The sequence below is a fragment of the Streptomyces sp. NPDC043738 genome (genome assembly GCF_056436545.1).
In genome coordinates this window covers 465,062-489,448 of record NZ_JBWKCJ010000001.1, presented here as the reverse complement: position 1 = coordinate 489,448, position 24,387 = coordinate 465,062, and the positions used below count along the sequence as shown (strand labels likewise).

Below are 24,387 nucleotides of genomic sequence, written 5' to 3'. Positions count from 1 at the left end.
ATTGAACGCCGTTTCCACGCCGCAGGTTCCCTGCACGGCGCCGCCGTGCTGTACCCTCGGGCGCTTCAGACGCCATTAGTCAAACTTGAGGAGTCCCGGACCCAGTGCCCTCCCTCCCCACGGTCACCCCGGCTCGGCCCGCCGAGCTCGCCCGCTGTGCGGCGGTCTTTCTGCCGTCGGATCCGCCACGAGCCGGACGGGTCGCCTTCTGGCGCCCCGACGGCGAGCCCGTCGCCGACACACCGCACGACCGGCTGGGAGTCGCCCTGCCCGGCGAGGACGGTGCGGTCGAGGTGTGCGAGGTCCCGGCCCTGGTGCTGCCCGTCGCCGAGGCGCTGCCCGTGCTCACGCGCGCCCGGGCCGCCCGGGGCACCCATCCGGCGGCGGCCTTCTGGGGCGCCGCGGCCGTGCTGGCGCTCCAGTTGGCAGCGCGCGGACGGCTGCTGCCAGGGGTGAGCCCGGCGGGGTTCGACGCCTGGCGGGCCGGTCCGCTCGATCCGGGGGACGTCGGGCGGCTGCGTGATCTCGCGGCCGCGATGCCGCCGTACGCACACGCCGTCCCCCTTGCGGACAGCGACCCGGTGGCGCTGCCCGACCCCGAGCGGCAACTACGGGCCTTTCTCGACGCGGTGGCGGACGGGCTGCCCCGCTCCCCCGCCGCGGCGCTGGTCACCGGCGCGCCGGCCTTCGCGGCGGCCGCGCCGAGTCACGTCCCCGAGCAGCGCGCCTGGGCCGCGGACGTCGCCGCCGGCCATGACGCGGGCGTACGGATCTCCCTGCGGGTGGAGGTCCAGGGAGTGGACGACCCCGATGGCCAGGGCGCCTCGCACGCCCCCGGCGACACGGGTTCCTCCCCCTCCTTCACCGCCGTACTGCAGCTGCACGGCCTCACCGATCCGGCGCTGGTCGCGGACGCCGCCGAGGTGTGGGTGGGAGCCTCGCCCGCGGGGCAGGCGTTCGGACCCCGGGCGCGGATGGACACGCTGCTGACGCTGCGCCGCGCGGCCGGCGCCTGGGCTCCGCTCACCCCGCTGCTGTCCGCGGCGGTGCCCGACGCGCTCCCGCTCGCCGACGAGGAGGTCGCCGAACTGCTCGGGCCGGCCTCGCGTGCGCTGGCCGCCGCCGGGGTGCAGGTCCACTGGCCGAAGGCGCTGGCGCGCACCCTGACCAGCCGGGCCGTGGTGGGGCCGCCCGAGGCGGCGGACGGCACCGGTCCGGACGGGCCGGAGTCGGCGCTGCCGTCCCTGCTGTCGGCGAACGCGCTGCTGTCGTTCAGCTGGCGGTTCGCGGTGGGCGACCAGGAGATCGACAGGGCGGAGCTGGACCGGCTCGCCGAGGCGGGACGGCCGCTGGTCCGGCTGCGCGACCAGTGGGTGCTGATCGACCCGGAGGCCGTACGGGCCGCCCGGGACCGCCGGGACCGCAAGGTCGCCCCGCTCGACGCGCTCGGCGCCGCGCTCACCGGCAGTGCCGAGGACCCGGCGGGCGGCCGGGTGGAGGTGCGGGCCACGGGCTGGCTCGCCCGGCTGCGCGACCGGCTCGCCGACCCCGAGGGCACCGACGGCACCCCGGTCCGGCAGCCCGCGGCGCTCACCGCGACCCTGCGCGACTACCAGCTGCGCGGTCTCGGCTGGCTGCACCGGATGACGTCGCTGGGGCTGGGCGCCTGTCTCGCCGACGACATGGGGCTCGGCAAGACGATCACGCTGATCGCGCTGCATCTGCACCGGCAGCAGGAGCGTGCGTCCGCCGGTCCGACCCTGGTGGTCTGCCCCACCTCCCTCATGGGCAACTGGCAGCGGGAGATCGAGAAGTTCGCGCCGGGCACACCGGTGCGCCGCTTCCACGCCGGGCGGCGCGGCCTGGCCTCCCTGGCGGACGGCGAGTTCGTCCTGACCACGTACGGGACGATGCGCCTGGATGCCGCGAAGCTCGCGGAGGTGGACTGGGGGCTGGTCGTCGCCGACGAGGCGCAGCACGTCAAGAATCCCTTCTCCGCGACCGCCAAGGCGCTGCGGACCCTGCCCGCCAAGGCCCGGGTGGCGCTGACCGGCACCCCTGTGGAGAACAACCTGTCGGAGCTGTGGGCGATCCTCGACTGGACGACGCCCGGCCTCCTGGGGCCGCTCGGCCGGTTCCGCACGCGCTATGCGCGGGCCGTCGAGGGCGGCGTGGCGGCGTCCGCGGAGGCGGGCGCGGCGGCCGAGCGGCTGGCCCGGCTGGTGCGGCCCTTCCTGCTGCGCCGCCGCAAGTCCGATCCGGGGATCGCGCCGGAGCTGCCGCCCAAGACGGAGACCGACCGTGCGGTGGCGCTGACCCGGGAGCAGGCCGGGCTGTACGAGGCGGTGGTGCGCGAGGGGCTCGAGGAGATCTCGGGGACGGACGGGTTCACCCGCCGCGGGCTGGTCGTCAAGCTGCTCACCTCGCTCAAGCAGATCTGCAACCACCCCGCGCAGTATCTGAAGGAGTACGGCCCCGGGGACGGCGCGGCGGCCGTCACGGTCTCCGGGCGGTCGGGGAAGGTCGAGCTGCTGGACGAACTGCTCGACACCCTCCTGTCCGAGGGCGCGAGTGTGCTGGTGTTCACGCAGTACGTGCAGATGGCACGGCTGCTGGAGGCCCATCTGGCGGCTCGGGGCGTGCCCACGCAACTGCTGCACGGCGGGACACCGGTGGCCCGGCGCGAGGAGATGGTACGGCGGTTCCAGGACGGTGCGGCGCCGGTGTTCCTGCTGTCGCTGAAGGCGGCCGGTACCGGGCTGAACCTCACCCGGGCGTCGCATGTCGTGCACTTCGACCGCTGGTGGAACCCGGCCGTCGAGGCGCAGGCCACCGACCGTGCGTACCGCATCGGGCAGACCCAGCCGGTGCAGGTGCACCGGTTCGTCACGGAGGGCACGATCGAGGACCGGATCGCCGAAATGCTCTGCCGTAAGCAGCGGTTGGCGGACGCGGTCCTGGGATCCGGCGAGGCCGCGCTCACCGAACTCACCGACGCCGAGCTGGCGGACCTGGTCGCACTGCGAGGGAGCGAGCGATGAACACACCCGGGAACGACACGGCGGGGTACCCGGACGCGGCCGCGGCGGCCGCCCCCGAGCGGACGTTCGCCGCGCTGCCGGCGACGCGCGGCCGGGCCTTCGCGCGGAGTTGGTGGGGGCAGGCGTGGCTCAAGGCGCTGGAGGACTCCGCGCTCGACGGCGAGCAGGTCAAACTGGGCCGGCGGCATGCGCGGGCCGGTGCGGTCGGCGCGGTGTCGGTACGCCCGGGGCGGATCACCGCGCTGGTCCAGGACCGCGACCACACGCGCCACCGGTCCGACGTCCTGCTGCAGCAGCTGAGCGCGGCGGACTGGGACCGCTTCTTGGACCTGGTCGCGGACCGGGCCGGGCATATCGCGGCGCTGCTGGACCGGGACATGCCGCCGGTCCTGGTCGAGGACGCGGCCGCCGCCGGGATCGAACTCCTGCCGGGCATCGGCGACCTGGAGTCGGAGTGCGACTGCGGGGCGTGGGACCACTGTGCGCATGCGGCGGCGCTGTGCTACCAGGTGGCGCGGCTGCTGGACGAGGACCCGTTCGTACTGCTGCTGTTGCGCGGCCGGGGCGAGCGGGAGCTGCTCGACGAGCTGCAGGCGCGCAGCGCGTCACGGGCGGCGGTGCCCGCCGGCGAGGGCCCACCGGCCGCGGAGCCGGGTGCGGGGGTGCCGGCCGTCGAGGCGTACGCGGCGCGCGACATCCTGCCGCCGCTGCCCGCGCCACCGCCGCCGGTCGACACTCCCGGTGCCGCACCGGCGCTCGGCGGCGGCACCCCGCCCGCGCCCGGAGTGACGGTGGCCGCACTGGAGTTGCTGATCGAGGACACGGCGGCGCGCGCCCGGCAGCTGCTCGCGGACGCGCTCGGCGCCGGCCACCCGGACAGTGTGCCGCCGCCCCCTCTGACGCCCGCCCAGGACGCGGTGCGCATGGCGGCGGGGAAGCCCGGGGAGGAGATATCGGCGCGGCTGGCGGCCGGTTCGGGGCGCGATCCGGGGGGTCTGGCGCTGGCCGTACGGGCCTGGGAGCTGGGCGGCGCCGCCGGACTCGCGGTCTTGGAGGAGGAGTGGACACCGGAGCCGGCGGCGCTGGCCCGGGCCGCCGGCCGGCTCGCGGCCGGCTGGGGGGACGGCGAGGCCCGGCCGCGGCTGCGGGCCGCCGGCAACCGCTGGACGGTCATCGGCGGCGAGGCCCAGCTGCGCTACGGGCGGGACGGTCGCTGGTGGCCGTATCGCAGGGAGGGCGGGCGGTGGGTGCCCGCGGGCCCGGCCACGGACGATCCGGCGGGCGCGCTCGCGGTGCTGTCGGCGCAGGAGTGAGCGGTCCGGGGGCGGCGCGACCACGGGCCGCCCCCGGGGGTGAGGGGCGGTCACCGCTCCTGGCTGGCCCGATCCGCCCCATCCGGCTGCGCCGTGCCCCCGGCCGTGATTCGCTGAGCCCACCCCCCGCCAGGCAAGTCGCCCGCAGCAGGAGGACCAGTGACCGGTACTTCGCAGCACGCGCCGCAGCAGCCGGCTTACGGACAGCCGCAAGGGACCGCCGACGACACGTACCGCGCACCGCACCCCCCTGGCCGCCCGCACCCCCGCCTCCGGTACTACGAGGACCGCTCGCCCGGCAGCGGCACGCTGCCGCCGCGTGCCTGGTACGCGAGATCGGACGCCGCCCGGCTCTCGCTGCACGGCACCTGGCGGTTCCGGCTGTCGGCGCGCGCCGACGCCGAGGACGACGCGTTCGCCCGCCCGGACTTCGACGACGCCCAGTGGCAGCAGCTGCGGGTGCCCGGCACCTGGGCGCTCAAGGGATTCGGCGCGCCCGCGTACACCAACACCGCCTACCCCTTTCCGGTCGATCCGCCGAGGCTGCCGGACGAGAACCCCACCGGCGACCACCGGCACGTCTTCGATCTGCCCGACGGCTGGGACGAGGGGCCCGCGGTGCTGCACTTCGACGGGGTGGAGTCCTGCGCCCGGGTGTGGCTCAACGGGCGGGAACTGGGGCACTTCAAGGGCAGCCGGCTGCCGCACGAGTTCGAGGTCGGGCATCTGCTGCGGCCGTGCCGCAACGTGCTGGCGGTGCGGGTCCACCAGTGGTCGTCGGGCAGCTATCTGGAGGACCAGGACCAGTGGTGGCTGCCGGGCATCTTCCGGAACGTGTCGCTCCACCGCCGTCCCGAGGGCTCGGTCGTCGACCACTTCGTGCACGCCGGGTTCGACCACGTCACCGGGCAGGGCACGCTGCGCGTGGAGTGCGAGCCCGGCGGGCGGGTGACCGTACCGGAGCTGGGGCTCGATCTGGCGACCGGACAGCGCGCGGCGGTCGCGGTACGCCCCTGGACCGCCGAGGAGCCGCACCTCTACGACGGGGAGCTGGTCACCGCCGGCGAGCGGATCCCGCTGCGGATCGGGTTCCGTACGGTCCGGGTCGAGGACGGACTGCTGAAGGTCAACGGCCGCCGGATCCTGCTGCGCGGCGTCAACCGCCATGAGTTCCACCCGCTTTACGGGCGCACCGTCGGCCCGGAGACGATGCGCCGCGATCTGCTGCTGATGAAGCGGCACAACATCAACGCGGTGCGCACCAGCCACTATCCGCCGCACCCAACGTTCCTCGACCTCTGCGACGAGCTGGGCATGTGGGTCGTCGACGAGTGCGATCTGGAGACGCACGGCTTCGCCCAGCAGGGCTGGCGGGACAACCCGGTCGACGACGAGCGCTGGGAGCCGGCCCTGCTCGACCGGGCCCGCCGGATGGTCGAGCGGGACAAGAACCACCCGAGCATCGTGCTGTGGTCGCTGGGCAACGAGTGCGGGACGGGCCGCGGGCTCTCCGCGATGGCCGCCTGGATGCGCGAGCGCGACCCGTCCCGCCCGCTGCACTACGAGGGCGACCGCAGCTGCGCCGACACCGACGTCTACTCCCGGATGTACGCCGACCACGCCGAGGTGGAGCGCATCGGGCGGCGCGCCGAGGAGCCGCTGGCCGATCCGGACCTCGATGCCCGGCGGCGTGGACTGCCCTTCCTGCTCTGCGAGTACGCGCACGCGATGGGCAACGGGCCGGGCGGACTGAGCGAGTACCAGCGGCTGTTCGAGACCTACCCGCGCTGCCAGGGCGGTTTCGTGTGGGAGTGGATCGATCACGGGCTGCGGCAGCGCACACCGGACGGTGCGGTGTTCCACGCCTACGGCGGCGACTTCGGCGAGGAGCTGCACGACGGGAACTTCGTCTGCGACGGGCTGGTCTTCCCCGACCGGGTGCCCTCACCGGGCCTGATCGAGTTCAAGAAGGTCGTCGAGCCGGTGCGGATCGCGGACGAGGCCACGGGCGGCGGCCGAACCGACGCGGTCCGGATCACCAATCTGTACGACTTCGCCGGCCTGGGGCACCTCGACTTCCTCTGGCGGTACGAGGTGGAGGGCGAGGTGTACGGACACGGGCGGCTGGAGGTGCCGGCGCTGGCGCCGGGCGAGTCGGCCGTGGTGGCGCTGCCGGAGGCGCCGGCCGGGGAGCACGGCGAGGGGGAGGCCGTCTGGACGGTGCGGGCGGTGCTGGACGAGGACGCCGCGTGGGCGCCGGCCGGGCACGAGATCGCCTGGGGCCAGGTGCCGGCCGGCGGGCGCCCCGTCGCCGCTCTCCCGGCGGCCACCGCCAGGCCGCGCCGCGGTGAGGGCAATGTGATCCTCCTCGGTCCGGGGACCTTCGACGCCACCACGGGGGCGCTCGGCTATCTGGACGGCGTACAGCTCCGCGGCCCCCGGCTGGACGTCTGGCGGGCGCCGACCGACAACGACGAGGCCGCGCCCTGGCAGCCGGGACCGCGGCCGGCCACCGAGTGGCGGCGGCTCGGTCTGCACCGGATGCGGCACCGCGTCGATGCCGTCGAGTCCGGCCCGCAGGCCCTGGTGGTGCGTACCCGGGTCGCGCCGGCCGGGTCGCCCCTGGCGCTGCGCGCGGTCTACCGGTGGAGCGCCCACCGCGAGTCGCTGCGGCTGGAGTTGACCGTCGATCCCGAGGGCGAGTGGCCGGTTGCGCTGCCGAGGCTCGGGGTGCGGATGTCGGTGAGCGGCAGCCTGGGGTTCGCGCAGTGGTTCGGCGGCGGGCCCGGCGAGGGCTATCCGGACACCCGGCAGGCGGCGCAGCTCGGCCGCTGGGCGATGCCGGTGGACGCGCTGCAGACGCCGTACGTCCGGCCGCAGGAGAACGGCGCGCGGCCCGGGGTGCGCTGGGTGCGGCTGACCCGTACGGACGGCTCGGGGCTGCGCATCGAGGGCGACCCGGACTTCTCCTTCTCCGCCCGTCGGTGGACCGACGAGGAGCTGACCGCGGCCCGGCACACCACGGACCTGCGGCCCGGTGAGGACCTCTGGCTGCATCTCGACCACGCGCAGCACGGCATCGGCAGCCAGTCGTGCGGGCCGGGGGTGCTGCCGCGGCACCGGCTGGAGGCGGCGCCGGCGCGGTTCTCGTTCGTGTTCTCGTCGCTGCGCTGAGCGTCACCGCGTCGCGGGGCGCCGGGGCGAGGCGCCGGCCGCCGGCGGTGTCAGTGGCCGGCGCTACGATCCGAAGGGAGAGTGGACGACCGGCGCACCGGGCCGGGAATCCGGCGGGCCGGGCGGCAGATCGCCCGGCCGGCACCGCGCATCGAGAGGCTTCGCACCATGGTCAGCACCTCCCCTTCGCTCGCCGACGCGCTCGCCGCGGGGCCGGTCGTCCTCGACGGCGGGCTGTCCAATCAGCTGGAGGCCGCCGGAGCCGACCTCAGCGACGCGCTGTGGTCGGCCCGGCTGCTGGCCGAGGAGCCGCAGGCCGTCGTGCGGGCGCATCTGGCGTACTACCAGGCCGGGGCGCAGGTCGCGATCACCTCCAGCTATCAGGCGACGTTCGAGGGCTTCGCGCGGCGCGGCATCGCCGAGGAGCAGGCCGCGGAGCTGCTGCGCCGGAGCGTGGCACTGGCCCGCGAGGCGGCCGGGCTGGCGCAGGCCGGCGGGATCGCGGGGCCGCTGTATGTGGCCGCGTCGGCGGGTCCGTACGGGGCGATGCTGGCGGACGGCTCCGAATACCGCGGCCGCTACGGCCTGTCGGTGGCGGAGCTGGAGCGGTTCCACCGGCCGCGGCTGGAGGTGCTGGCCGCGGCGCGGCCCGACGTGCTGGCGCTGGAGACCGTGCCGGACGCCGACGAGGCCCGGGCGCTGCTGCGGGCGGTCCGCGGGCTCGGGGTGCCGGCCTATCTGTCGTACAGCGTCGCGGGGGACCGCACCCGGGCCGGGCAGCCGCTGGCCGAGGCGTTCGCGCCGGCGGCCGACGCGGACGAGGTCATCGCGGTGGGGGTGAACTGCTGCGCGCCCGACGACGCGGACCAGGCGGTGCGGACGGCCGCGCGGGTCACCGGCAAGCCGGTGGTGGTCTACCCCAACAGCGGGGAGAGCTGGGACGCCGAGGCGCGGGCGTGGTACGGCAACCCGGCGTTCGGCGCGGACCGGGTCGCCGGCTGGGCGGCGGACGGCGCCCGGCTCATCGGCGGCTGCTGCCGGGTGGGGCCGGACGTGATCGCCGGGCTGGCGGCCGGTCTGGGCCGCTGAGCGGGCGGCCGGAAAAGCGGGACCGCCGGTCGGTTCGTACGTGTACGCGGGTCGAAGGCGTTACACAGACGCAACCGAAGCGGCGGCGACAGTCCTCCTGGTGGGTGGCAGGATGCAGCCACATCGCAGCACGCACCACATGGTTGATCTTCGTCCCGCACTGGAGGACCGGTGTCCGCTCGCTCAGCGTTGCCTGTCATAGCCGTTGCCGCGGCCGTCGCCGTTCTGGCGGGGTGCACCAGCACCAAGTCCGACGGCAAGAAGGGTTCCGGCGGCCTGGAGCTGGTCTCCTCCGGCACTCTCAAGACCTGCACCCACCTTCCGTACGCGCCGTTCCAGGTGAAGAAGGACGGCAAGGTCGTCGGGTTCGACGTGGACCTGGTGGATCTGGTCGCCAAGGACCTGGGCGTCAAGCAGGAGATCGTCAACACGCCCTTCGAAGGCATCGAGACCGGTCAGGACTTCACCGTCCGCAAGTGCGATCTGGCCGCGGCCGGCATGACGATCACGCCGGCCCGGGACAAGGTGATGGATTTCTCCGATCCCTATTTCAACGCCACCCAGGCGCTGTTGACCAAGAAGGGCAAGGCCTACAAGAAGGTCGAGGACCTCAAGGGCAAGAAGCTCGGCTATCAGAAGGCCACCACCGGCGGGATCTACGCCAAGGAGCACGGCAAGGGCGTCGAGCTGGTGGAGTTCGAGGATCTGGGGCTGCTGCTGACCGCGGTGAAGTCCGGCCAGGTCGATGCCGGTATCAACGACAACGGTGTGCTCTTCGACTATGTGAAGCAGAATGCGGACACCGAGGTCACCGCGGAATTCAACACCGGTGAGCACTACGGAATCGGCGTGCGCACCGGCAACGACGCCCTGCGCAAGAAGATCAACGAAGTCATCAAGAAGGCGAAGTCCGACGGAAGTTACGACCGGATCTACAAGAAGTGGTTCGGCACCACACCGCAGAGCTGAGGCCGGTCCTGATGCCCCTGTCCAAAAGACGGCGCGCGCGGCTGATCCGCGGCGTGCAGTACGGCGTCCTGGTGGTCGCCGTGGTGGTCATCGCGCTGGTCGCCGACTGGCACCAGCTGCGGTCGGCGTTCTTCGACGTCGAGGTCGCCAAGGCGCTGTTCCCCGAGATCATCACCACGGCGCTGGTCAACACCGTTCTGTACACCCTGCTCGGATTCGGGTTCGGCCTCGCGCTCGGCCTGGTGCTGGCGCTGATGCGGCTGTCGTCGGTGCCGCCGTACCGCTGGATCGCCATCACCTATATCGAGTTCTTCCGCGGAATCCCGGCGCTGCTGGTGTTCATCGCGCTGGGTTTCGGTGTTCCGCTGGCCTTCGAGGTCGCGCTCGACATGAACGTGACGGTGATGCTGTCGCTCGGCCTGGTGGGCGCCGCGTATATGGCGGAGACCATCCGGGCGGGAATTCAGGCGGTGCCCAAGGGCCAGACGGAGGCGGCGCGTTCGCTGGGGATGTCGCACGGCCGGGCGATGGTGTCGATCGTCATTCCGCAGGCGTTCCGCATCGTGCTGCCGCCGCTGACCAACGAACTGATCCTGCTGACGAAGGATTCCTCGCTGGTCTATCTGCTGGGGCTGGCGCTCCATCAGTTCGAGCTGGCCAACTTCGGCCGGGACGCGCTCAATGAGCACAAGAGCCTGACCCCGATCCTGATCGCCGGGCTGCTCTACCTCGTGATCACCCTGCCGCTCGGCCAGTTGGTCCGGCGGTTGGAAGCCCGTACGGCGAAGGCCAGGTGAGCGGCATGACGACGGATCGGGCGGCCGCGTCCGCCGAGGACGCGAAGGCCATCGACGTACAGGGCCTGCGCAAGGCGTTCGGCGAGCTGGAGGTGCTGCGCGGGGTCGACTTCTCGGTGGCGCGCGGAGAGGTGGTGTGCGTCATCGGGCCCTCCGGGTCCGGCAAGTCGACGCTGCTGCGCTGCGTGAACCTGCTGGAGGAGCCCAGCGCGGGACGGGTCACGGTGGCCGGGACCGACGTCACCGACCCGGACGTGGACATCGATCTGGTCCGGCGGCGGATCGGGATGGTCTTCCAGGCCTTCAACCTCTTTCCGCATCTGACCGCGCTGGAGAACCTGACGATCGCTCAGCGGCGGGTGCTGCGCCGCGACCGCGCCGACGCGGAGCGGATCGCCCGCGCCAACCTGGAGCGGGTCGGGCTGAGCGACAAGGCGGCGGCCTATCCGGCGCAGCTGTCGGGCGGGCAGCAGCAGCGGGTGGCGATCGCCCGCGCGCTGTCCATGGAACCGGAGCTGATGCTCTTCGACGAGCCGACCTCGGCCCTCGATCCCGAGCTGGTCGGCGATGTGCTGGCGGTGATGCGGGGGCTGGCGCGGGACGGTATGACGATGCTGGTCGTCACCCATGAGATGAGCTTCGCCCGGGAGGTCGCCGACCGGGTGGTGTTCATGGACGGCGGGGTGATCGTCGAGGAGGGCACTCCCGAGCAGGTGGTGGGCGCTCCCCGGCACGAGCGGACCCGGACGTTCCTGGCGCGGGTGCTGGATCCGGCGGCCGCGGAGATGGGTGAGGTCGCGGACCCGGGCGGGGACGCGGCGGTCGAACAGGTCTGACCGGTCAGGGCCGCGACGCCTTTCTGAAGGCCGGGGGCGTCGCGGTCGGCGGCCGCCGCACCCCGCCCCTCGTCGGCGACAACGCCTTCGGCACGGCCGACGGCCCTGGCGCGTTCGACGCTCAGGGCCGTCTCCTGGACGGCGGGGTGCCGACGACGGTGGTGACCGTCCGGTTCAGGACAGCGGCTTGGTGAGCTTCTTGGTGCCGGACCGGTTGCCCATCAGGCTGCAGCTGACGGACTTGATGCCGAACTTGTAGCCCCTGAGGGAGGGGTACTGGACGTAGGTGCCCTCGGCGGTGCCGGCGGGCTGCCGGGCCGCCTTGCGCTCCAGCTCGTTGCGGCACAGCGCGGACGCCTTGTCCTTGATGTCGGATTCGGTGGTCAGGCCGGCGCCGAGGCGGTGGGTGGTGACGACCTCGGCGTCGTGCGGGCCGTCGCAGGAGGCCGCGTCGTTGTTGCCGCGCCCGTCCTTCGGGAGGTCGTAGCAGTCGCCGACCTTCAGCAGATAGAAGGGGATCGTGCTGCTGGTGGGCGTGGGCGTGCTTCCGTAGCCCGTATCGCCGGAGGACTCGGAGGGCGAGGGGGACGCGGAGGGGGACGCGCTGCCGGAGGGCGTGGCGCTCGTGCTCGAACTGGACGACGGCCGGGCGCGGTTGTTGTCGTCGTCATCGTCGTTGGCGATCACGACGAAGGTGATGACGGCGGCCAGCGCGACCACACCGGCCCCGATGATCGCCGCGATGACCTTTCCGTTGCCGCCGCCTCCGGGCGGGCCGGGCGGCTGCTGCTGCCAGCCGCCGGGGCCGGACGGGCCGCCCGCTCCCGGAGGGCCGTAGCCGCCGGCCGGCGGGCCGAAGCCACCGGGGGCCTGGTTGCCGCCCGGGGGCGGGGGGTAGCCACCGGGACCGTATCCGCCCTGGGCCTGACCGCCGGGGCCGTAGCCGCCGGCCGGCGGGCCGAATCCGCCCGGGTTGTTGTGGGGCGGCTGGTTCGGCGGTTGCGGCTGGTTCGACGGCGGAGGCGGAGGAAAACTCATAGCGGAAATGATCGCTTCTTTACGGGGTTTTAAGGGACTCGGTGACCAACCTGGAACATTCCGGGTCTGAAATGTCCGCCCCGTGGGCACCGTTGGCGACAGGCAGCAAGCCACCCTACGGCCCGGAGGTTTCGCGTGTTCACCGACCTGCCCCTGGACGAGCTGCGCAGCTACCGCCCACCGCTTCCCGAACCGGCCGGCTTCGACGCGTTCTGGCAGCGCACCCTGCACGAGGCACGTGCCCACGACCTCGACGCGCGCTTCACCGAGATCGACCCCGGACTGCCCCTGCTGCGCTGCTACGACGCCGCGTTCTCCGGCTTCGGCGGGCACCGCATCCGCGGCTGGTTCCTGACGCCGCGCGCCGGTGCCCGGCCGCTGCCGTGCGTCGTGCAGTACCTGGGCTACGGGGGCGGCCGGCTGCTGCCGCACGACTGGCTGCTGTGGCCGTCCGCGGGGTACGCCACGCTGGTGATGGACACCCGGGGCCAGAGCGGCCCCGACCGCCCCGGCGACACCCCAGACCCGGCCGGCTACGGCAATCCGGGGGTGCCCGGCAAAATGACCCAGGGCCTGCTCGACCCGGACGACTACTACTACCGGCGGCTGATCACCGACGCCGTACGGGCGGTGGAGGCGGCCCGCGGCCACGACGACGTGGACGCCGACCGGATCGTGGTCGCCGGCCGCAGCCAGGGCGGCGCCCTCGCCCTGGCGATGACCGCACTGGTCCCCGGGCTGGCCGGCGCGCTGATCCACGTGCCGTTCCTGACGCATATCCGGCGCGCGCTCGACATCACCGACGAGGGCCCGTACGGCGAGCTCACCCGCTACTTCGCGGGCGCCCGCCGTCATATCGACACCGCCCTGCACACTCTGGACCACTTCGACGGCCTGAACTTCGCGGCCCGCGCCACCGCCCCGGCGCTCTTCGGCACGGCGCTGCGCGACGCGGTGGCCCCGCCGTCCACCGGCTTCGCCGCGTTCCACCACTACGCGGGCGAGAAGGAACTGAAGGTGTGGCTGTTCAACGCCCATGAGAGCGGCGGCGGCGAACACCGGGCCGCGGAGCTCGCCTACGCGCGCAAGCTGCTCGGCTGACGGGCACCGGCCGCCCGGCGGGGACCGCGGCGCGACGATCGCCCGCGGCCGCCCACCTCAGGCCGTGCCCAGCAGATGCTCCAGCGCCAACTGGTCCAGCTGCTCGAAGGCCATCCCCCGGGCCGCGGCCGCCGCGGGATCGAAGGTCTCGTAGGCGGTCGCGTCGGCGAGCAGCCCGGCCAGGCCGTCCTCGGCCGTGGGACGGGCCAGCTGGTCGAGGCGGGCGGCGCGCAGCGCCTCCTGGACGGCCGGGGCGGCGCGGAAGGCCGCCGCGCGCTCCTTGAGGATCAGGTAGTTGCGCATGCAGCCGGCCGCCGAGGCCCAGACACCGTCCAGGTCCTCGGTGCGCGGCGGCTTGAAGTCGAAGTGCCGCGGCCCGTCGTAGCCGGCCGTCTCCAGGAGGTCGACCAGCCAGAAGGCGGACCGCAGATCGCCCGCGCCGAAGCGGAGGTCCTGGTCGTACTTGATCCCGTTCTGGCCGTTGAGGTCGATGTGGAAGAGCTTGCCCGCCCACAGCGCCTGGGCGATGCCGTGCGGGAAGTTCAGCCCGGCCATCTGCTCGTGCCCAACCTCCGGGTTGACGCCGTAGAGCTCGGGACGCTCCAGCCGTTCGATGAAGGCCAGGGCGTGGCCGACGGTGGGCAGCAGGATGTCGCCGCGCGGTTCGTTGGGCTTGGGCTCGATGGCGAACCGCAGGTCGTAGCCCTGCTCGACGACGTACTGGCCGAGGAGGTCGAAGGCCTCCCGCATCCGGTCCAGGGCGGCTCGTACGTCCTTGGCGGCGCCGGACTCCGCGCCTTCGCGCCCGCCCCACGCGACGTACGTACGGGCTCCCAGCTCGGCGGCGAGGTCGATGTTGCGCAGCGTCTTGCGCAGGGCGTAGCGGCGGACGCCGCGGTCGTTGGCGGTGAAGGCGCCGTCCTTGAAGACGGGGTGGGTGAAGAGGTTGGTGGTCGCCATCGGGACGACGAGCCCGGTGGCGTCCAGTGCCTGCCGGAAGCGCGTGACGGCGGCCGCGCGCTTGATGTCGCCGGCGCCGGAGGGGATCAGGTCGTCGTCGTGGAAGGTGACGCCGTACGCGCCGAGAGCGGCGAGGCGGTGGACGGATTCGACGGGGTCCAGGGCGCGCCGGGTGGGGTCGCCGAACGGGTCGCGGCCCTGCCAGCCGACCGTCCACAGGCCGAAGGTGAACTTGTCCTCGGGCACGGGCTGGTGGCGCATCGCGACTCCCTCGGTCATTTAGTCAACGCACTTTACAAATTCCGCGGTCAAACTAATATGCGGCAGCACACCGGGGAACCCCCTGGACACGGACCATGGGATACGGGCGCCGAGGGAGAGTGCACGATGGGCGCACAGGCAGCGGGACCGCTCGTCGTCGGGGTGGACAGCTCGACGCAGTCCACCAAGGCGCTGGTCGTGGACGCGGAGACCGGTGTGGTCATCGCCCGGGGCCAGGCGCCGCACACGGTCAGCGGCGGCGAGGGCCGCCAGAGCGACCCGCGGCAGTGGTGGCGGGCACTGGGCGAGGCGCTGACGCAGTGCGGCGACGCGGCGCGGCAGGCCTCGGCGGTGTCCGTCGGCGGGCAGCAGCACGGGCTGGTGACGCTGGACGCGGCCGGTGAGCCGGTGCGCCCGGCGATCTTGTGGAACGACGTGCGCCCGGCGGCGCAGAGCGAGCACCTGATCGCGGAGCGGGGCGGCGCGAAGGCCTGGGCGGACCGGATCGGGAGCGTGCCGACGCCGGCGTTCACCGTGGCCAAGTGGGCCTGGCTGCGGGCCAACGAGCCTTCGGCGGCCGCCGCCACCGCCGCGGTGCGGCTGCCGCACGACTACCTCGTCGAGCGGCTGACCGGCCAGGCCGTCACCGACCGCGGCGATGCGTCGGGCACCGGCTGGTGGGCGTCGTCGACCGGGTCGTACGACGCGGACATCCTCGCCCACGTCGGGCTGGACCCGAAGGCGCTGCCGCGGGTGGCCCTCCCGGGGGAGGCCGCCGGGACCGTGCACGCCGACGACCTGCCGCTGCCGCACGGTGCGCTGGTGGCCGCCGGGACCGGCGACAACATGGCGGCGGCGCTCGGCCTGGGGCTGCGCCCGGGGCAGCCGGTGCTGAGCCTGGGCACCTCGGGGACGGTCTACGCGGTCTCGGCCCACCGGCCCACCGATCCGACCGGCGTCGTGGCGGGCTTCGCCGATGCCCGCGGCGACTGGCTGCCGTTGGCCTGCACCCTGAACTGCACGCTCGCCGTGGACCGGGTGGCGGCGCTGCTGGGCCGCGACCGGGAGGCCGTGGAGGCGGGTGGCGAGGTGGTGGTGCTGCCGTTCCTCGACGGTGAGCGGACCCCGAATCTGCCCGGCGCGTCGGGCCTGGTGCACGGGCTGCGGCACGAGACCACGGCCGGCCAGCTGCTGCAGGCCGCCTACGACGGCGCGGTGTTCGCGCTGCTGGAGGCGCTGGACCGGGTGCTCGACGGGGATATCGCGGCGGACGTTCCGCTGCTGCTGATCGGTGGCGGGGCGAAGGGCCGGGCCTGGCGGGAGACCGTGCGGCGGCTGTCCGGGCGCCCGGTGGTGGTGCCCGAGGCGCAGGAGCTGGTCGCGCTCGGTGCCGCGGCGCAGGCGGCGGGGCTGCTGCTGGGCGAGGACCCGGCGGCGGTGGCGCGCCGCTGGGGTACGGCCCGCGGCGCGGAGTACGAGGCGCAGGAGCGCGACGCGGCCGCCTGGGAGCGGATCCGGGCGACGCTGGCGCACGGCGAGGAACTGCTGCGGGGGCAGGCGGTTCGGCCGGGCTGGTGAAATCAGCCGGGTTCTGGCGTTTTGCCGCCCCCCTCACCCCACCCACACACCCTCCCCCGCCCCCCTCCTGCCCTCCCCCCGTAGGGGGGAGGGCAGGAGACGGGGGGTGGGGGGCGGGGGCCGAACATCGAGGAGCTCGCCATGCCCGCCACACCCCCACCCACCGCCGACACCCCCCACGCCATCCGCCGCCGTAATCTCGCCCGGGTGCTCCGGGCCGTGGCCGCGCGGGGGCCGCTGTCCCGGTCGGCGGTCGCGGCGCGGATCGGGCTCACCCGGGCGGGCGTGGCCCCGCTGGTGGAGGAGCTGCTGCGGTCCGGGCTGCTGGTGGAGACGGGGCGGGCGGCACCCAGCGGGCGGGGCCGGCCCGGCAGCGAACTGGCGGTGAGCGCCCACGGTCCGGCCGGGCTCGGGGCCGAGATAGGCGTCGACCATCTGGCGGTGTGCGCGGTCGATCTGCGCGGCCGGGTGCGGGCGCGGGTGGCGGCCGACGCGGCGAACCGGCGGAGCGAGCCGGAGCCGGTGTTGCGGCGGCTGTCCGCGCTGCTCGCGGAGGTGACCGCGCGGATCGCGGCGGAGGGGCTGCGGCCGGCCGGGCTGGCGGTCGCGGTGCCCGGCCTGGTCGCCCGGGGCTCGACGACGGTGGTGCACGCGCCCAACCTCGGCTGGCGGGCGGCCGACCTGGCGCCGGGGCTGGCCTCGGCGGCGGCCCCGGGGCACGGCTTCGACGGCATCCCGCTGACCGTGGAGAACGAGGCCGACCTGGGCGCGTTGGCCGAGCTGTGGTGCGGTGACGGCGCCGAACCGCCGGGAGCATCCGCGAACTTCGTGCATGTCTCGGCGGAGATCGGGATCGGTGGCGCGGTCGTGGTGGACGGTCAACTGCTGCGGGGGGCACGGGGGTTCGCAGGAGAGCTGGGGCACGTCCCGGTGTATCCGGACGGCCGCCGCTGCGACTGCGGCGGGCGCGGCTGCCTGGAGCTGTACGCGGGCGAACCGGCCGTACTGCGCGCGGCCGGGATCACGCCCGAGGGGGCGGTGGCCGCGCATCCGGGGCCTGGGGCTCGTATGGCGATGCTGGCGCGCCGGGCCGCCGACGGGGACGCGGCCACAGTACGGGCACTGGGCGAGGCGGGTACGGCGCTGGGGATCGCGCTCGCGGGGGCGGCGAACCTGCTCGATCCCCAGGCGGTGGTCCTGGGCGGTGCGCTGGCCGGGCCGGCGCCTTGGGTCCTGCCGTCCCTGGAGCGGGAGTTGGTGCTGCGGACGGCGGTCGCGGCGGATCCGTCGCGCAGTGGCGGGCCGAAGGTGACGGTGTCGCGGCTGGGCGCGGACGGCCCCCTGCTCGGTGCGGCACACGCCGCCCTCCAGGCCGTGCTCGACGATCCCCTCAACTTCCGCGCCCCGGCACACTCTCCCCGGGGCTGAATCGCCTAAACCTTTCCATGGAAAGAGATTTCCATGCCACTCCATCGAGCGATTGTGCCGATAAAAAGCGTCCGACTACGGTCGGTTCGGCGGGCTGCCGCGGAACTGTCGTGACGGAGGGTTTCGGGGCGGCCGCATCGCACCCTTCGAGGAGATAGGTCGCATTGTGACGATTGCCGACGAATCACTGCACGGCAGTGCGGAAAACGCCCCGAATTCCAGCCTGAGTACCACCGCCGCACGGAATTTGGCGACCACCACCAAAACCCCGCCGCAGATGCAGGGCATCACGTCCCGCTGGCTGCTGCGGCTGCTGCCCTGGGTGCAGGTGTCCGGCGGCACCTACCGCGTCAACCGCCGGCTGACCTACACCCTCGGTGACGGACGCATCGATTTCGCCATCAGCGGCTCCGATGTCTCGGTGATCCCCGATGAGCTGCGCGAGCTGCCCGCCCTGCGGCAATTCACCGATACCGAGGTCCTCGCGGCGCTCGGCGAGCGATTCACCCAGCACGCCTACGCGCCCGGCGAGCTGATCGCCGAGGCCGGCACGCCGGACGACCGGCTGGTGCTGATCGTGCACGGCCGGGTGGACCGCATCGGCAGCGGCAAATACGGCGAGGAGACCGCGCTCGAGGCGCTGGCCGGCGGCGACCACCTCGGTGACGGGCCGCTGACCGCCGCCGAGGGGACCTGGCAGTTCACCTATCGCGCGGTGACCCGGGTGACCGTCCTGGCGCTGTCGCGGCAGGCCGCGCAGGAGGTCGTCGACCGCTCCCCCGAGCTGCGCGACCACCTTGCCGCGGGCGTGACGGACCCGGCGCACCCGACGAACGACAGCGGCGAGTCCGCGGTCTCGGTCGCCTCCGGGCACCACGGCGAGCCCGCGCTGCCCGGCACGTTCGTCGACTACGACCTGACGCCGCGGGAGTACGAACTCAGCGTCGCCCAGACGGTGCTGCGCGCCCACAGCCGGGTCGGTGACCTCTACAGCGACCCGATGAACCAGGTCGAGGAGCAGCTGAAGCTCACGATCCAGGCGCTGCGCGAGCGCCAGGAGAGCGAGCTGATCAACAATCCCGAGTTCGGGCTGCTGCACAACGCGGACCTCAAGCAGCGTGTGCACGCCCGCAGCGGCCCGCCCACCCCCGACGACCTCGACGAGCTGCTCGCGACGGTCTGGAAGGACCCGGGCTTTCTGCTCGCCCACCCGCAGACGATCGCCGCGATCGGCCGGGAATGCAGTGCTCGGGGGCTGTATCCGACCGCGGTGGACTTTATGGGGCATTCGCTGCCGTCCTGGCGCGGGGTGCCGATCTTCCCGTGCAACAAGATTCCGGTGACGAAGGAGCGGACCAGTTCCATTCTGCTGCTGCGTACCGGCGAGGAGAATCAGGGTGTGGTCGGTCTGCACCAGACCGGAATTCCCGATGAATACGAGCCGAGCCTTTCGGTGCGTTTCATGGGTCTCGACGACCGGGCAGTCATCAAGTACCTCGTCAGCGCCTACTATTCGGCGGCCATTCTCGTGCCCGACGCGCTGGGCGTCCTCGAGGACGTGCAGATCGGCCACTGAGCAGACGCGCGGAAAGAGATCGCGCGCCCTGGGCGGCCCGCATCCCCGCCCCGGCGCCATGGCAGCACGCCACGTACGCACCGCACCCCACAGAACAGGTGAGCCTTCTCCATGACCACATCGGTGGACCCGACGTCCGGCCCGCAGCCTTCCGGGATCGAGCAGAACCGTTCCAGCCTGGACACGTCGGCGGCCCGCAAGCTGGCGACCACGACCAAGACGCCGCCGCAGATGCAGGGGATCTCCTCCCGCTGGCTGCTGCGCGTGCTGCCCTGGACCCAGGTCTCCGGCGGCACGTACCGCGTCAACCGCCGGCTCACGCACACCCTCGGTGACGGCCGGATCGAGTTCGTCTCGACCGGCACCGAAGTCCGGGTGATCCCCGCGGAGTTGCGGGAACTGGCGCCGCTGCGCGGCTTCGACGACAGCGCGACGCTGGAGGCGCTGGCCGGCCGGTTCGTCCAGCGGGAGTTCGCCCCCGGCGATGTGCTGGTGCGCAAGGGAGCGCCGACCGACCGGGTCATCCTGATCGCCCACGGCAAGCTCGACCGGACGGGCACCGGCAAGTACGGCGAGGACACGGCCCTGGGCACGATCGCCGACGGCGATGCCATCGGGGCGGCGGCGCTGGTGTCACCGGAGGCGGAGTGGGAGCACTCCGTGCAGGCGGTGACCCGGGTGACCGCGCTGACCCTGTACCGCAGCGACTTCGAGGCGGTGCTGGCGGAGTCGGAGTCGCTGCGCGCCCATGTCGAGGAGTTCCGTGCGGCGCTGGTGCCGGCGCAGAACAAGCACGGTGAGGCGGCCATCGAGCTGGCCGCCGGCCATGTCGGCGAACCGCTCCTGCCCGGCACCTTCGCCGATTACGACACGGCGCCGCGCGAGTACGAACTCAGCGTCGCGCAGACCGTGTTGAAGGTGCACTCGCGCGTGGCGGACCTCTACAACGGTCCGATGAACCAGCTGGACCAGCAGCTGCGGCTGACCGTGGAGGCGCTGCGCGAGCGCCAGGAGCACGAGATGGTCAACAACCGCGAGTTCGGGCTGCTGCACAACGCCGACCTCAAGCAGCGCATCCACACCCGCAGCGGCCCGCCCACCCCCGACGACCTCGACGAGCTGATCTCGCGGCGCCGTAAGACGCAGTTCCTGCTGGCGCATCCGCGCACCATCGCCGCGATCGGGCGGGAGTGGAACGCGCGGGGCATCTATCCCAGCACCGTCGAGTTCGAGGGCGCGGCGGTGCGTTCCTGGCGGGGTATTCCGCTGCTGCCCTGCAACAAGATCCCGATCAACCCGGACCAGACCAGCTCGATTCTGGCGCTGCGGGTCGGCGAGGAGAACCAGGGGGTGATCGGGCTGCACCAGACGGGTATCCCCGACGAGTACCAGCCCAGCCTGTCGGTGCGCTTCATGGGCATCAACGACCAGGCCGTCATCAATTACCTGGTCAGCGCCTACTATTCGGCGGCGGTGCTGGTGCCGGACGCGCTGGGCATCCTGGAGGACGTGGAGATCGGTCACTGACGACGGCGGCTGCCGTCCGGGGTGCCGCGCCGGTGATTGTCCGTCAGGGTGGCGGCGCGGCACCCGGGTGACGACCGATCAGGTCATATGCCCGCTCCTGACCTCGCCGTTTCGCCTTTGGCCGAGCCATTGGCGAGGCGGCCACACCCTTGGCAGGGAATGCCCTCTTGCGCATGATGAACGTACAGATGTGCGTGACATGTACGCGACCTTCCCCCTCGGTCCCTGTCAGGAGTTCACATGGCGCACGATCCTTCCCGTCCGGCCCGCCGGCGCCTGATCACCGGTGCCGCCGCACTCGCCGCCTCGACCGCGCTCGCTCCCCTCACCGCCGCCGCGGCCGCTCCACGCGGGCGGGCACCGCTCGGCGGCGGCTATCCCCCCGTCCAGTGGGTCCCGGCGAGTCCGTCCAACTTCACCGCCGCCAACCGCCCCACGCAGTATCCGATCAACATGGTCGTGGTGCATGTGACGCAGGAGACCTACGAGGACACCCTCAGGCTCTTCCAGGACCCCGCGCACAAGGCGGCCGCACACTATGTCGTACGGTCCGCCGACGGCCATCTCGCCCAGTGCGTCAAGGAACGCGACGTCGCCTGGCACGCCGGCAACTGGGGCTACAACACCCGCAGCATCGGCATCGAGCACGAGGGCTGGATCGACGACCCGACCTGGTTCACCGACGCGCTGTACGAGCGGTCCGCCCGGCTCACCGCCGCCGTCTGCGCCCGCTACCGGATCCCGCTGGACCGCGCGCACATCATCGGCCATGTGGAGGTGCCCGGCACCGACCACCACGATCCGGGCGAGTTCTGGGACTGGGCGCGCTACATGGAGCTGGTCGTCGAGGCGGCCTGGCGGCACGCCGGGTGACGACCCACTCGGCGCGGCCGGGGCCGTGTCCGGCGACACGACGGCCGTTCCGCGGGTGTACAGATCCATGACATCTCCAGCCGATAGTAATTTTTCGACGATCGGGCGCGTGAGCGGCGCGAAGTGCACGTCTTCGGCACCTGGGACAGTTGGCGCGACGTCAGGGGGGCTCGTGAAGCAGCGATTCGGCCGGGTTCGAGCGGTGCTGACGGTGCTGGTGGTGTGGGGGGTGCTCGCGGGCGGCGGGCTGGCGGGCGGGCCTCCGGCCACCGCCGCCACCACCGTGCGGCGCTTCGATGCCGTGGCGGTGGCGCCCGGTGTGGCGTACGACGAGTTCCTGGTGACGGTGCCGCGCGGGATCGTGCACGGGCATCTGCTGACGGTCGACCTGGCCGATCCGCGGGTCGCGGTCGATCTGCTGCATCCGGGGGTGGTCGGCGCCCGGGCGCCGGTGTCCCAACTGGCCGCGGCCCGCGGCGCGGTGGCGGCCGTCAACGGCGACTTCTTCCACATCACCGAGACCCAGCATCCGGGCGTGGAGGCGACCGGCGCCCCGGTGGGCCCGGCGGTGGCGTCGGGGCGGCAGCTCAAGGGCGCGGTACCGGGCGGGCAGCGGTTCGGCCCGGTCATGCCGCCCGGCGCGACCACCGAGGACGTCATCGCTGTCGGCTACGACCGCCGGGCGCGGCTGGACCGGCTCACGCTGCGCGGCGCGGTGCTCACCCCTGGCGGGGCGCTGCCGCTGCGCGGGCTGAACCAGTACGCGCTGCCGGTGGGCGGCATCGGCGCGTACACCGCGCAGTGGGGCCCGGCGTCCCGGGTGCGGGCCACCTGCGGGACGGACACCGACCGGACCGCGCCGTGCACCGCGGAGACCGCGGAGGTGACGGTCCGGTACGGCAGGGTCTCGGCGCTGGACGCCCGGCCGGGAGCCGGCGGGGTGGCGGCGGGGAGCGTGGTGCTGGTGGGCCGGGAGGAGGGGGCGCGGCAGCTGCGCACGCTGCATGTCGGCGAGCCGGTGACGGTCGGCTACCGCCTCGTCGGGCAGCAGCCGGTCCCGCTGCGGTTCGCGGTGGGCGGCTTCCCGATCGTGCGGGACTCCGAGCCGGTGGCAGGTCTGGACGCCGTGACGGTGGCGGTGCGTACGTCCGCGGGGATCGGGCCCGGTGGCCGGCTGCTGTATCTGATGGCGCTGGACGGGGCGCCGGGGCAGGGGCAGACCGGACTGACGGTGCGGGAGCTGGCCGAGCTGATGGACCAGCTGGGCGCCCGCGACGCGATGAACCTGGACGGCGGCGGCTCCTCGACGCTGGTGACCGGCGACGGCTTCGGCCGGGTCGTGGTGCGCAACCATCCGTCGGGCGGCGCGGAGCGGCCGGTGCCGAACGCCGTCGGGGTCTTCTCCTTCGGGTGAGCGGTGGGCGACCGGCCGGCCGGTGCCCGGCGGCGGTCGGGCCCGCCCGGCGATCCGGGCCACCGCCGGGGGCCGCCACGGTCACGGGCGGACGCTGCTCACCATGTCGGCGGCGCCGGCCAGCCCCTGGTGGATGTCGGGGGCGAGGCTGCTGCTCGCCAGATAGAAGCCCAGCAGTGCGCACACCAGGGCGTGCGAGAACTTGAGTTTTCCGCTGCGCAGGAAGATCACCGTGAGGATCACCAGCAGCAGCACGACCGAGATGGAAACAGCCACGGGACGCACACCTCCTCGACCGCCGCCCGAACGGACGGCAGGGGTGGCCAGTTTGGCGTATTCAGAGGTATGTCCGGTTCGAGGCCCGATGCTCCATTGGGGTGATCACCGTGGGTCACGGCGGGAGGCGGCACCTCGTGGCGTGACGTGGATCACGTCACTCCCCGCAACGGAGTATGCGGATCGGCCGTCTTAGCGGCCGACATCTCCGCCCCACCCGCACCGCAGACGGAAAGCCCGCATGAGCCAGACCCCCTCCCCCCGCCGCCGGCCGCCCTGGCCGCTGTGCGTCGCACTCCTGCTGATCCCGGTGATCGGCGTCGGTGTGTTCACCTGGTGCGGGGGCACGGCGGCGTCGGCGTCCAAGGGCGACCCGGTGAAGGTGGTGCTGGGCGCGGCGAGCGGCACCAGGACGGTGCAGGCCGGCGACACGCTGCAGGTGACCGCCGAGGGCGGGGTGCTGACCGATGTGACGCTCACCGATCCCAGGGGCCGGCGGCTGCCCGGCGGGCTCGGGGACGGCGGGTCCGTCTGGACGTCGAGCGAGAAGGCCGCGCCGGAGACCAAGTACTCCCTCGTCGCCAGGACGAGGAACGCGCGGGGCGGCGTCGGCACGACCAAGGAGTCGCTCACCACGGCGAAGGCCGCCAAGCTCAACAAGCTGGTGGTCGATCCCGGCCGGCAGGGCTCCGTGGTCGGCGCCGGCCGGCCGATCACGGTCACCTTCGACTTCCCGGTGACCGACCGGGAAGCGGTGCTGCGGGGCCTGAGCGTCACCTCCGACGACCGCGCTTCGGGCTCCTGGGACTGGCGCAAGGACGACAGCGGCAAGGACCAGGTGGCCTGGCGGCCCGCGCGGCCCTCGAGACCGGGGACCCGGATCACGCTGCGGGCGGAGCTGAGCGGCGTGGACTCCGGCGGCGGACGCTACTTCGCGACGGACTATGACCTGAACTTCACCATCGGCCGGACTTGCGCCGACTCGGCCGCGGCGCGGGTTTGTGGCAAGGTCCACGTGGGTGACCCCGTCGTGGTCACCGCATCCTCCGTGCGAGGGAAAGACGAGAGGACCATCGGGATCGGAGACTGGAATGCCGGTGTTCCCGCCGGCGGCGAAACTAGCGCCCTCGCGTAGA

The 24,387-nt window shown here is 73.3% G+C and carries 18 protein-coding genes; 15 read left to right on the top strand and 3 right to left on the bottom strand.

Going from position 1 to position 24,387, the window contains the following annotated elements:
- Positions 1 to 104 precede the first annotated feature (104 nt).
- From AC0680_RS02110 to AC0680_RS02080, 7 genes are all read left to right on the top strand, one after another.
- Positions 105 to 3,041: a DEAD/DEAH box helicase gene (locus AC0680_RS02110; protein ID WP_478624154.1), complete on the top strand. Its 2,937-nt coding sequence runs from the start codon at positions 105 to 107 to the stop codon at positions 3,039 to 3,041.
- Positions 3,038 to 4,354 carry an SWIM zinc finger family protein gene (locus tag AC0680_RS02105; RefSeq protein ID WP_478624152.1) on the top strand — a complete coding sequence of 439 codons (1,317 nt, stop codon included), beginning with the start codon at positions 3,038 to 3,040 and terminating at the stop codon, positions 4,352 to 4,354. The genes AC0680_RS02110 and AC0680_RS02105 overlap by 4 nt, the downstream gene beginning before the upstream one ends.
- A 159-nt stretch (positions 4,355 to 4,513) precedes the next feature.
- Complete coding sequence (locus tag AC0680_RS02100; RefSeq protein WP_478624150.1) at positions 4,514 to 7,528, top strand: glycoside hydrolase family 2 TIM barrel-domain containing protein; 3,015 nt, start codon at positions 4,514 to 4,516, stop codon at positions 7,526 to 7,528.
- A gap of 168 nt (positions 7,529 to 7,696) precedes the next feature.
- Positions 7,697 to 8,617: a homocysteine S-methyltransferase gene (gene mmuM, locus AC0680_RS02095; RefSeq protein WP_478624149.1), complete on the top strand. Its 921-nt coding sequence runs from the start codon at positions 7,697 to 7,699 to the stop codon at positions 8,615 to 8,617.
- 171 nt (positions 8,618 to 8,788) lie between these two features.
- Positions 8,789 to 9,586 carry an ABC transporter substrate-binding protein gene (locus tag AC0680_RS02090; protein WP_478624147.1) on the top strand — a complete coding sequence of 266 codons (798 nt, stop codon included), beginning with the start codon at positions 8,789 to 8,791 and terminating at the stop codon, positions 9,584 to 9,586.
- An 11-nt stretch (positions 9,587 to 9,597) separates the two neighbouring features.
- Positions 9,598 to 10,383: an amino acid ABC transporter permease gene (locus AC0680_RS02085; protein ID WP_478624145.1), complete on the top strand. Its 786-nt coding sequence runs from the start codon at positions 9,598 to 9,600 to the stop codon at positions 10,381 to 10,383.
- 5 nt (positions 10,384 to 10,388) lie between these two features.
- Positions 10,389 to 11,219, top strand: a complete 831-nt coding sequence (locus tag AC0680_RS02080; protein ID WP_478624143.1) for an amino acid ABC transporter ATP-binding protein — start codon at positions 10,389 to 10,391, stop codon at positions 11,217 to 11,219.
- 174 nt (positions 11,220 to 11,393) lie between these two features.
- Here the strand turns inward: AC0680_RS02080 and AC0680_RS02075 are convergent, their stop codons facing one another.
- Entirely contained in the window at positions 11,394 to 12,257 is an 864-nt protein-coding gene (locus AC0680_RS02075; protein WP_478624141.1) for a hypothetical protein, read from the bottom strand.
- A gap of 135 nt (positions 12,258 to 12,392) precedes the next feature.
- On the opposite strand from AC0680_RS02075, the gene AC0680_RS02070 reads away from it, so the two are divergent.
- Positions 12,393 to 13,358: an acetylxylan esterase gene (locus AC0680_RS02070; RefSeq protein ID WP_478624139.1), complete on the top strand. Its 966-nt coding sequence runs from the start codon at positions 12,393 to 12,395 to the stop codon at positions 13,356 to 13,358.
- A gap of 57 nt (positions 13,359 to 13,415) precedes the next feature.
- Here the strand turns inward: AC0680_RS02070 and xylA are convergent, their stop codons facing one another.
- The gene (gene xylA, locus AC0680_RS02065; protein ID WP_478624137.1) at positions 13,416 to 14,579 is read right to left on the bottom strand and encodes a xylose isomerase; all 1,164 of its coding nucleotides are present in this window, start codon (positions 14,577 to 14,579) and stop codon (positions 13,416 to 13,418) included.
- A 126-nt stretch (positions 14,580 to 14,705) separates the two neighbouring features.
- On the opposite strand from xylA, the gene xylB reads away from it, so the two are divergent.
- The 6 genes from xylB (at position 14,706) to AC0680_RS02035 (ending at position 22,975) form a co-directional block, all read left to right on the top strand.
- On the top strand, positions 14,706 to 16,157 hold the full coding sequence (gene xylB, locus AC0680_RS02060) for a xylulokinase (protein WP_478624136.1): 1,452 nt from the start codon (positions 14,706 to 14,708) through the stop codon (positions 16,155 to 16,157).
- A 141-nt stretch (positions 16,158 to 16,298) separates the two neighbouring features.
- Positions 16,299 to 17,585 carry an ROK family protein gene (locus AC0680_RS02055; RefSeq protein ID WP_478624134.1) on the top strand — a complete coding sequence of 429 codons (1,287 nt, stop codon included), beginning with the start codon at positions 16,299 to 16,301 and terminating at the stop codon, positions 17,583 to 17,585.
- A 163-nt stretch (positions 17,586 to 17,748) separates the two neighbouring features.
- On the top strand, positions 17,749 to 19,161 hold the full coding sequence (locus AC0680_RS02050) for a family 2B encapsulin nanocompartment shell protein (protein WP_478624471.1): 1,413 nt from the start codon (positions 17,749 to 17,751) through the stop codon (positions 19,159 to 19,161).
- A gap of 111 nt (positions 19,162 to 19,272) precedes the next feature.
- On the top strand, positions 19,273 to 20,688 hold the full coding sequence (locus AC0680_RS02045; RefSeq protein WP_478624133.1) for a family 2B encapsulin nanocompartment shell protein: 1,416 nt from the start codon (positions 19,273 to 19,275) through the stop codon (positions 20,686 to 20,688).
- Between the two features lie 240 nt (positions 20,689 to 20,928).
- On the top strand, positions 20,929 to 21,561 hold the full coding sequence (locus AC0680_RS02040; protein WP_478624131.1) for an N-acetylmuramoyl-L-alanine amidase: 633 nt from the start codon (positions 20,929 to 20,931) through the stop codon (positions 21,559 to 21,561).
- Between the two features lie 172 nt (positions 21,562 to 21,733).
- A complete protein-coding gene (locus AC0680_RS02035) occupies positions 21,734 to 22,975 on the top strand; it encodes a phosphodiester glycosidase family protein (protein WP_478624129.1) in 1,242 nt (413 codons plus the stop codon).
- 81 nt (positions 22,976 to 23,056) lie between these two features.
- Here AC0680_RS02035 and AC0680_RS02030 read toward each other — a convergent pair whose 3' ends face one another.
- Positions 23,057 to 23,251 carry a hypothetical protein gene (locus AC0680_RS02030; protein ID WP_362924940.1) on the bottom strand — a complete coding sequence of 65 codons (195 nt, stop codon included), beginning with the start codon at positions 23,249 to 23,251 and terminating at the stop codon, positions 23,057 to 23,059.
- Positions 23,252 to 23,492: 241 nt separating this feature from the next.
- Here AC0680_RS02030 and AC0680_RS02025 point away from each other — a divergent pair, with 241 nt between their 5' ends.
- Entirely contained in the window at positions 23,493 to 24,386 is an 894-nt protein-coding gene (locus AC0680_RS02025; protein ID WP_478624127.1) for an Ig-like domain-containing protein, read from the top strand.
- The last annotated feature ends 1 nt before the right edge of the window (position 24,387 follow it).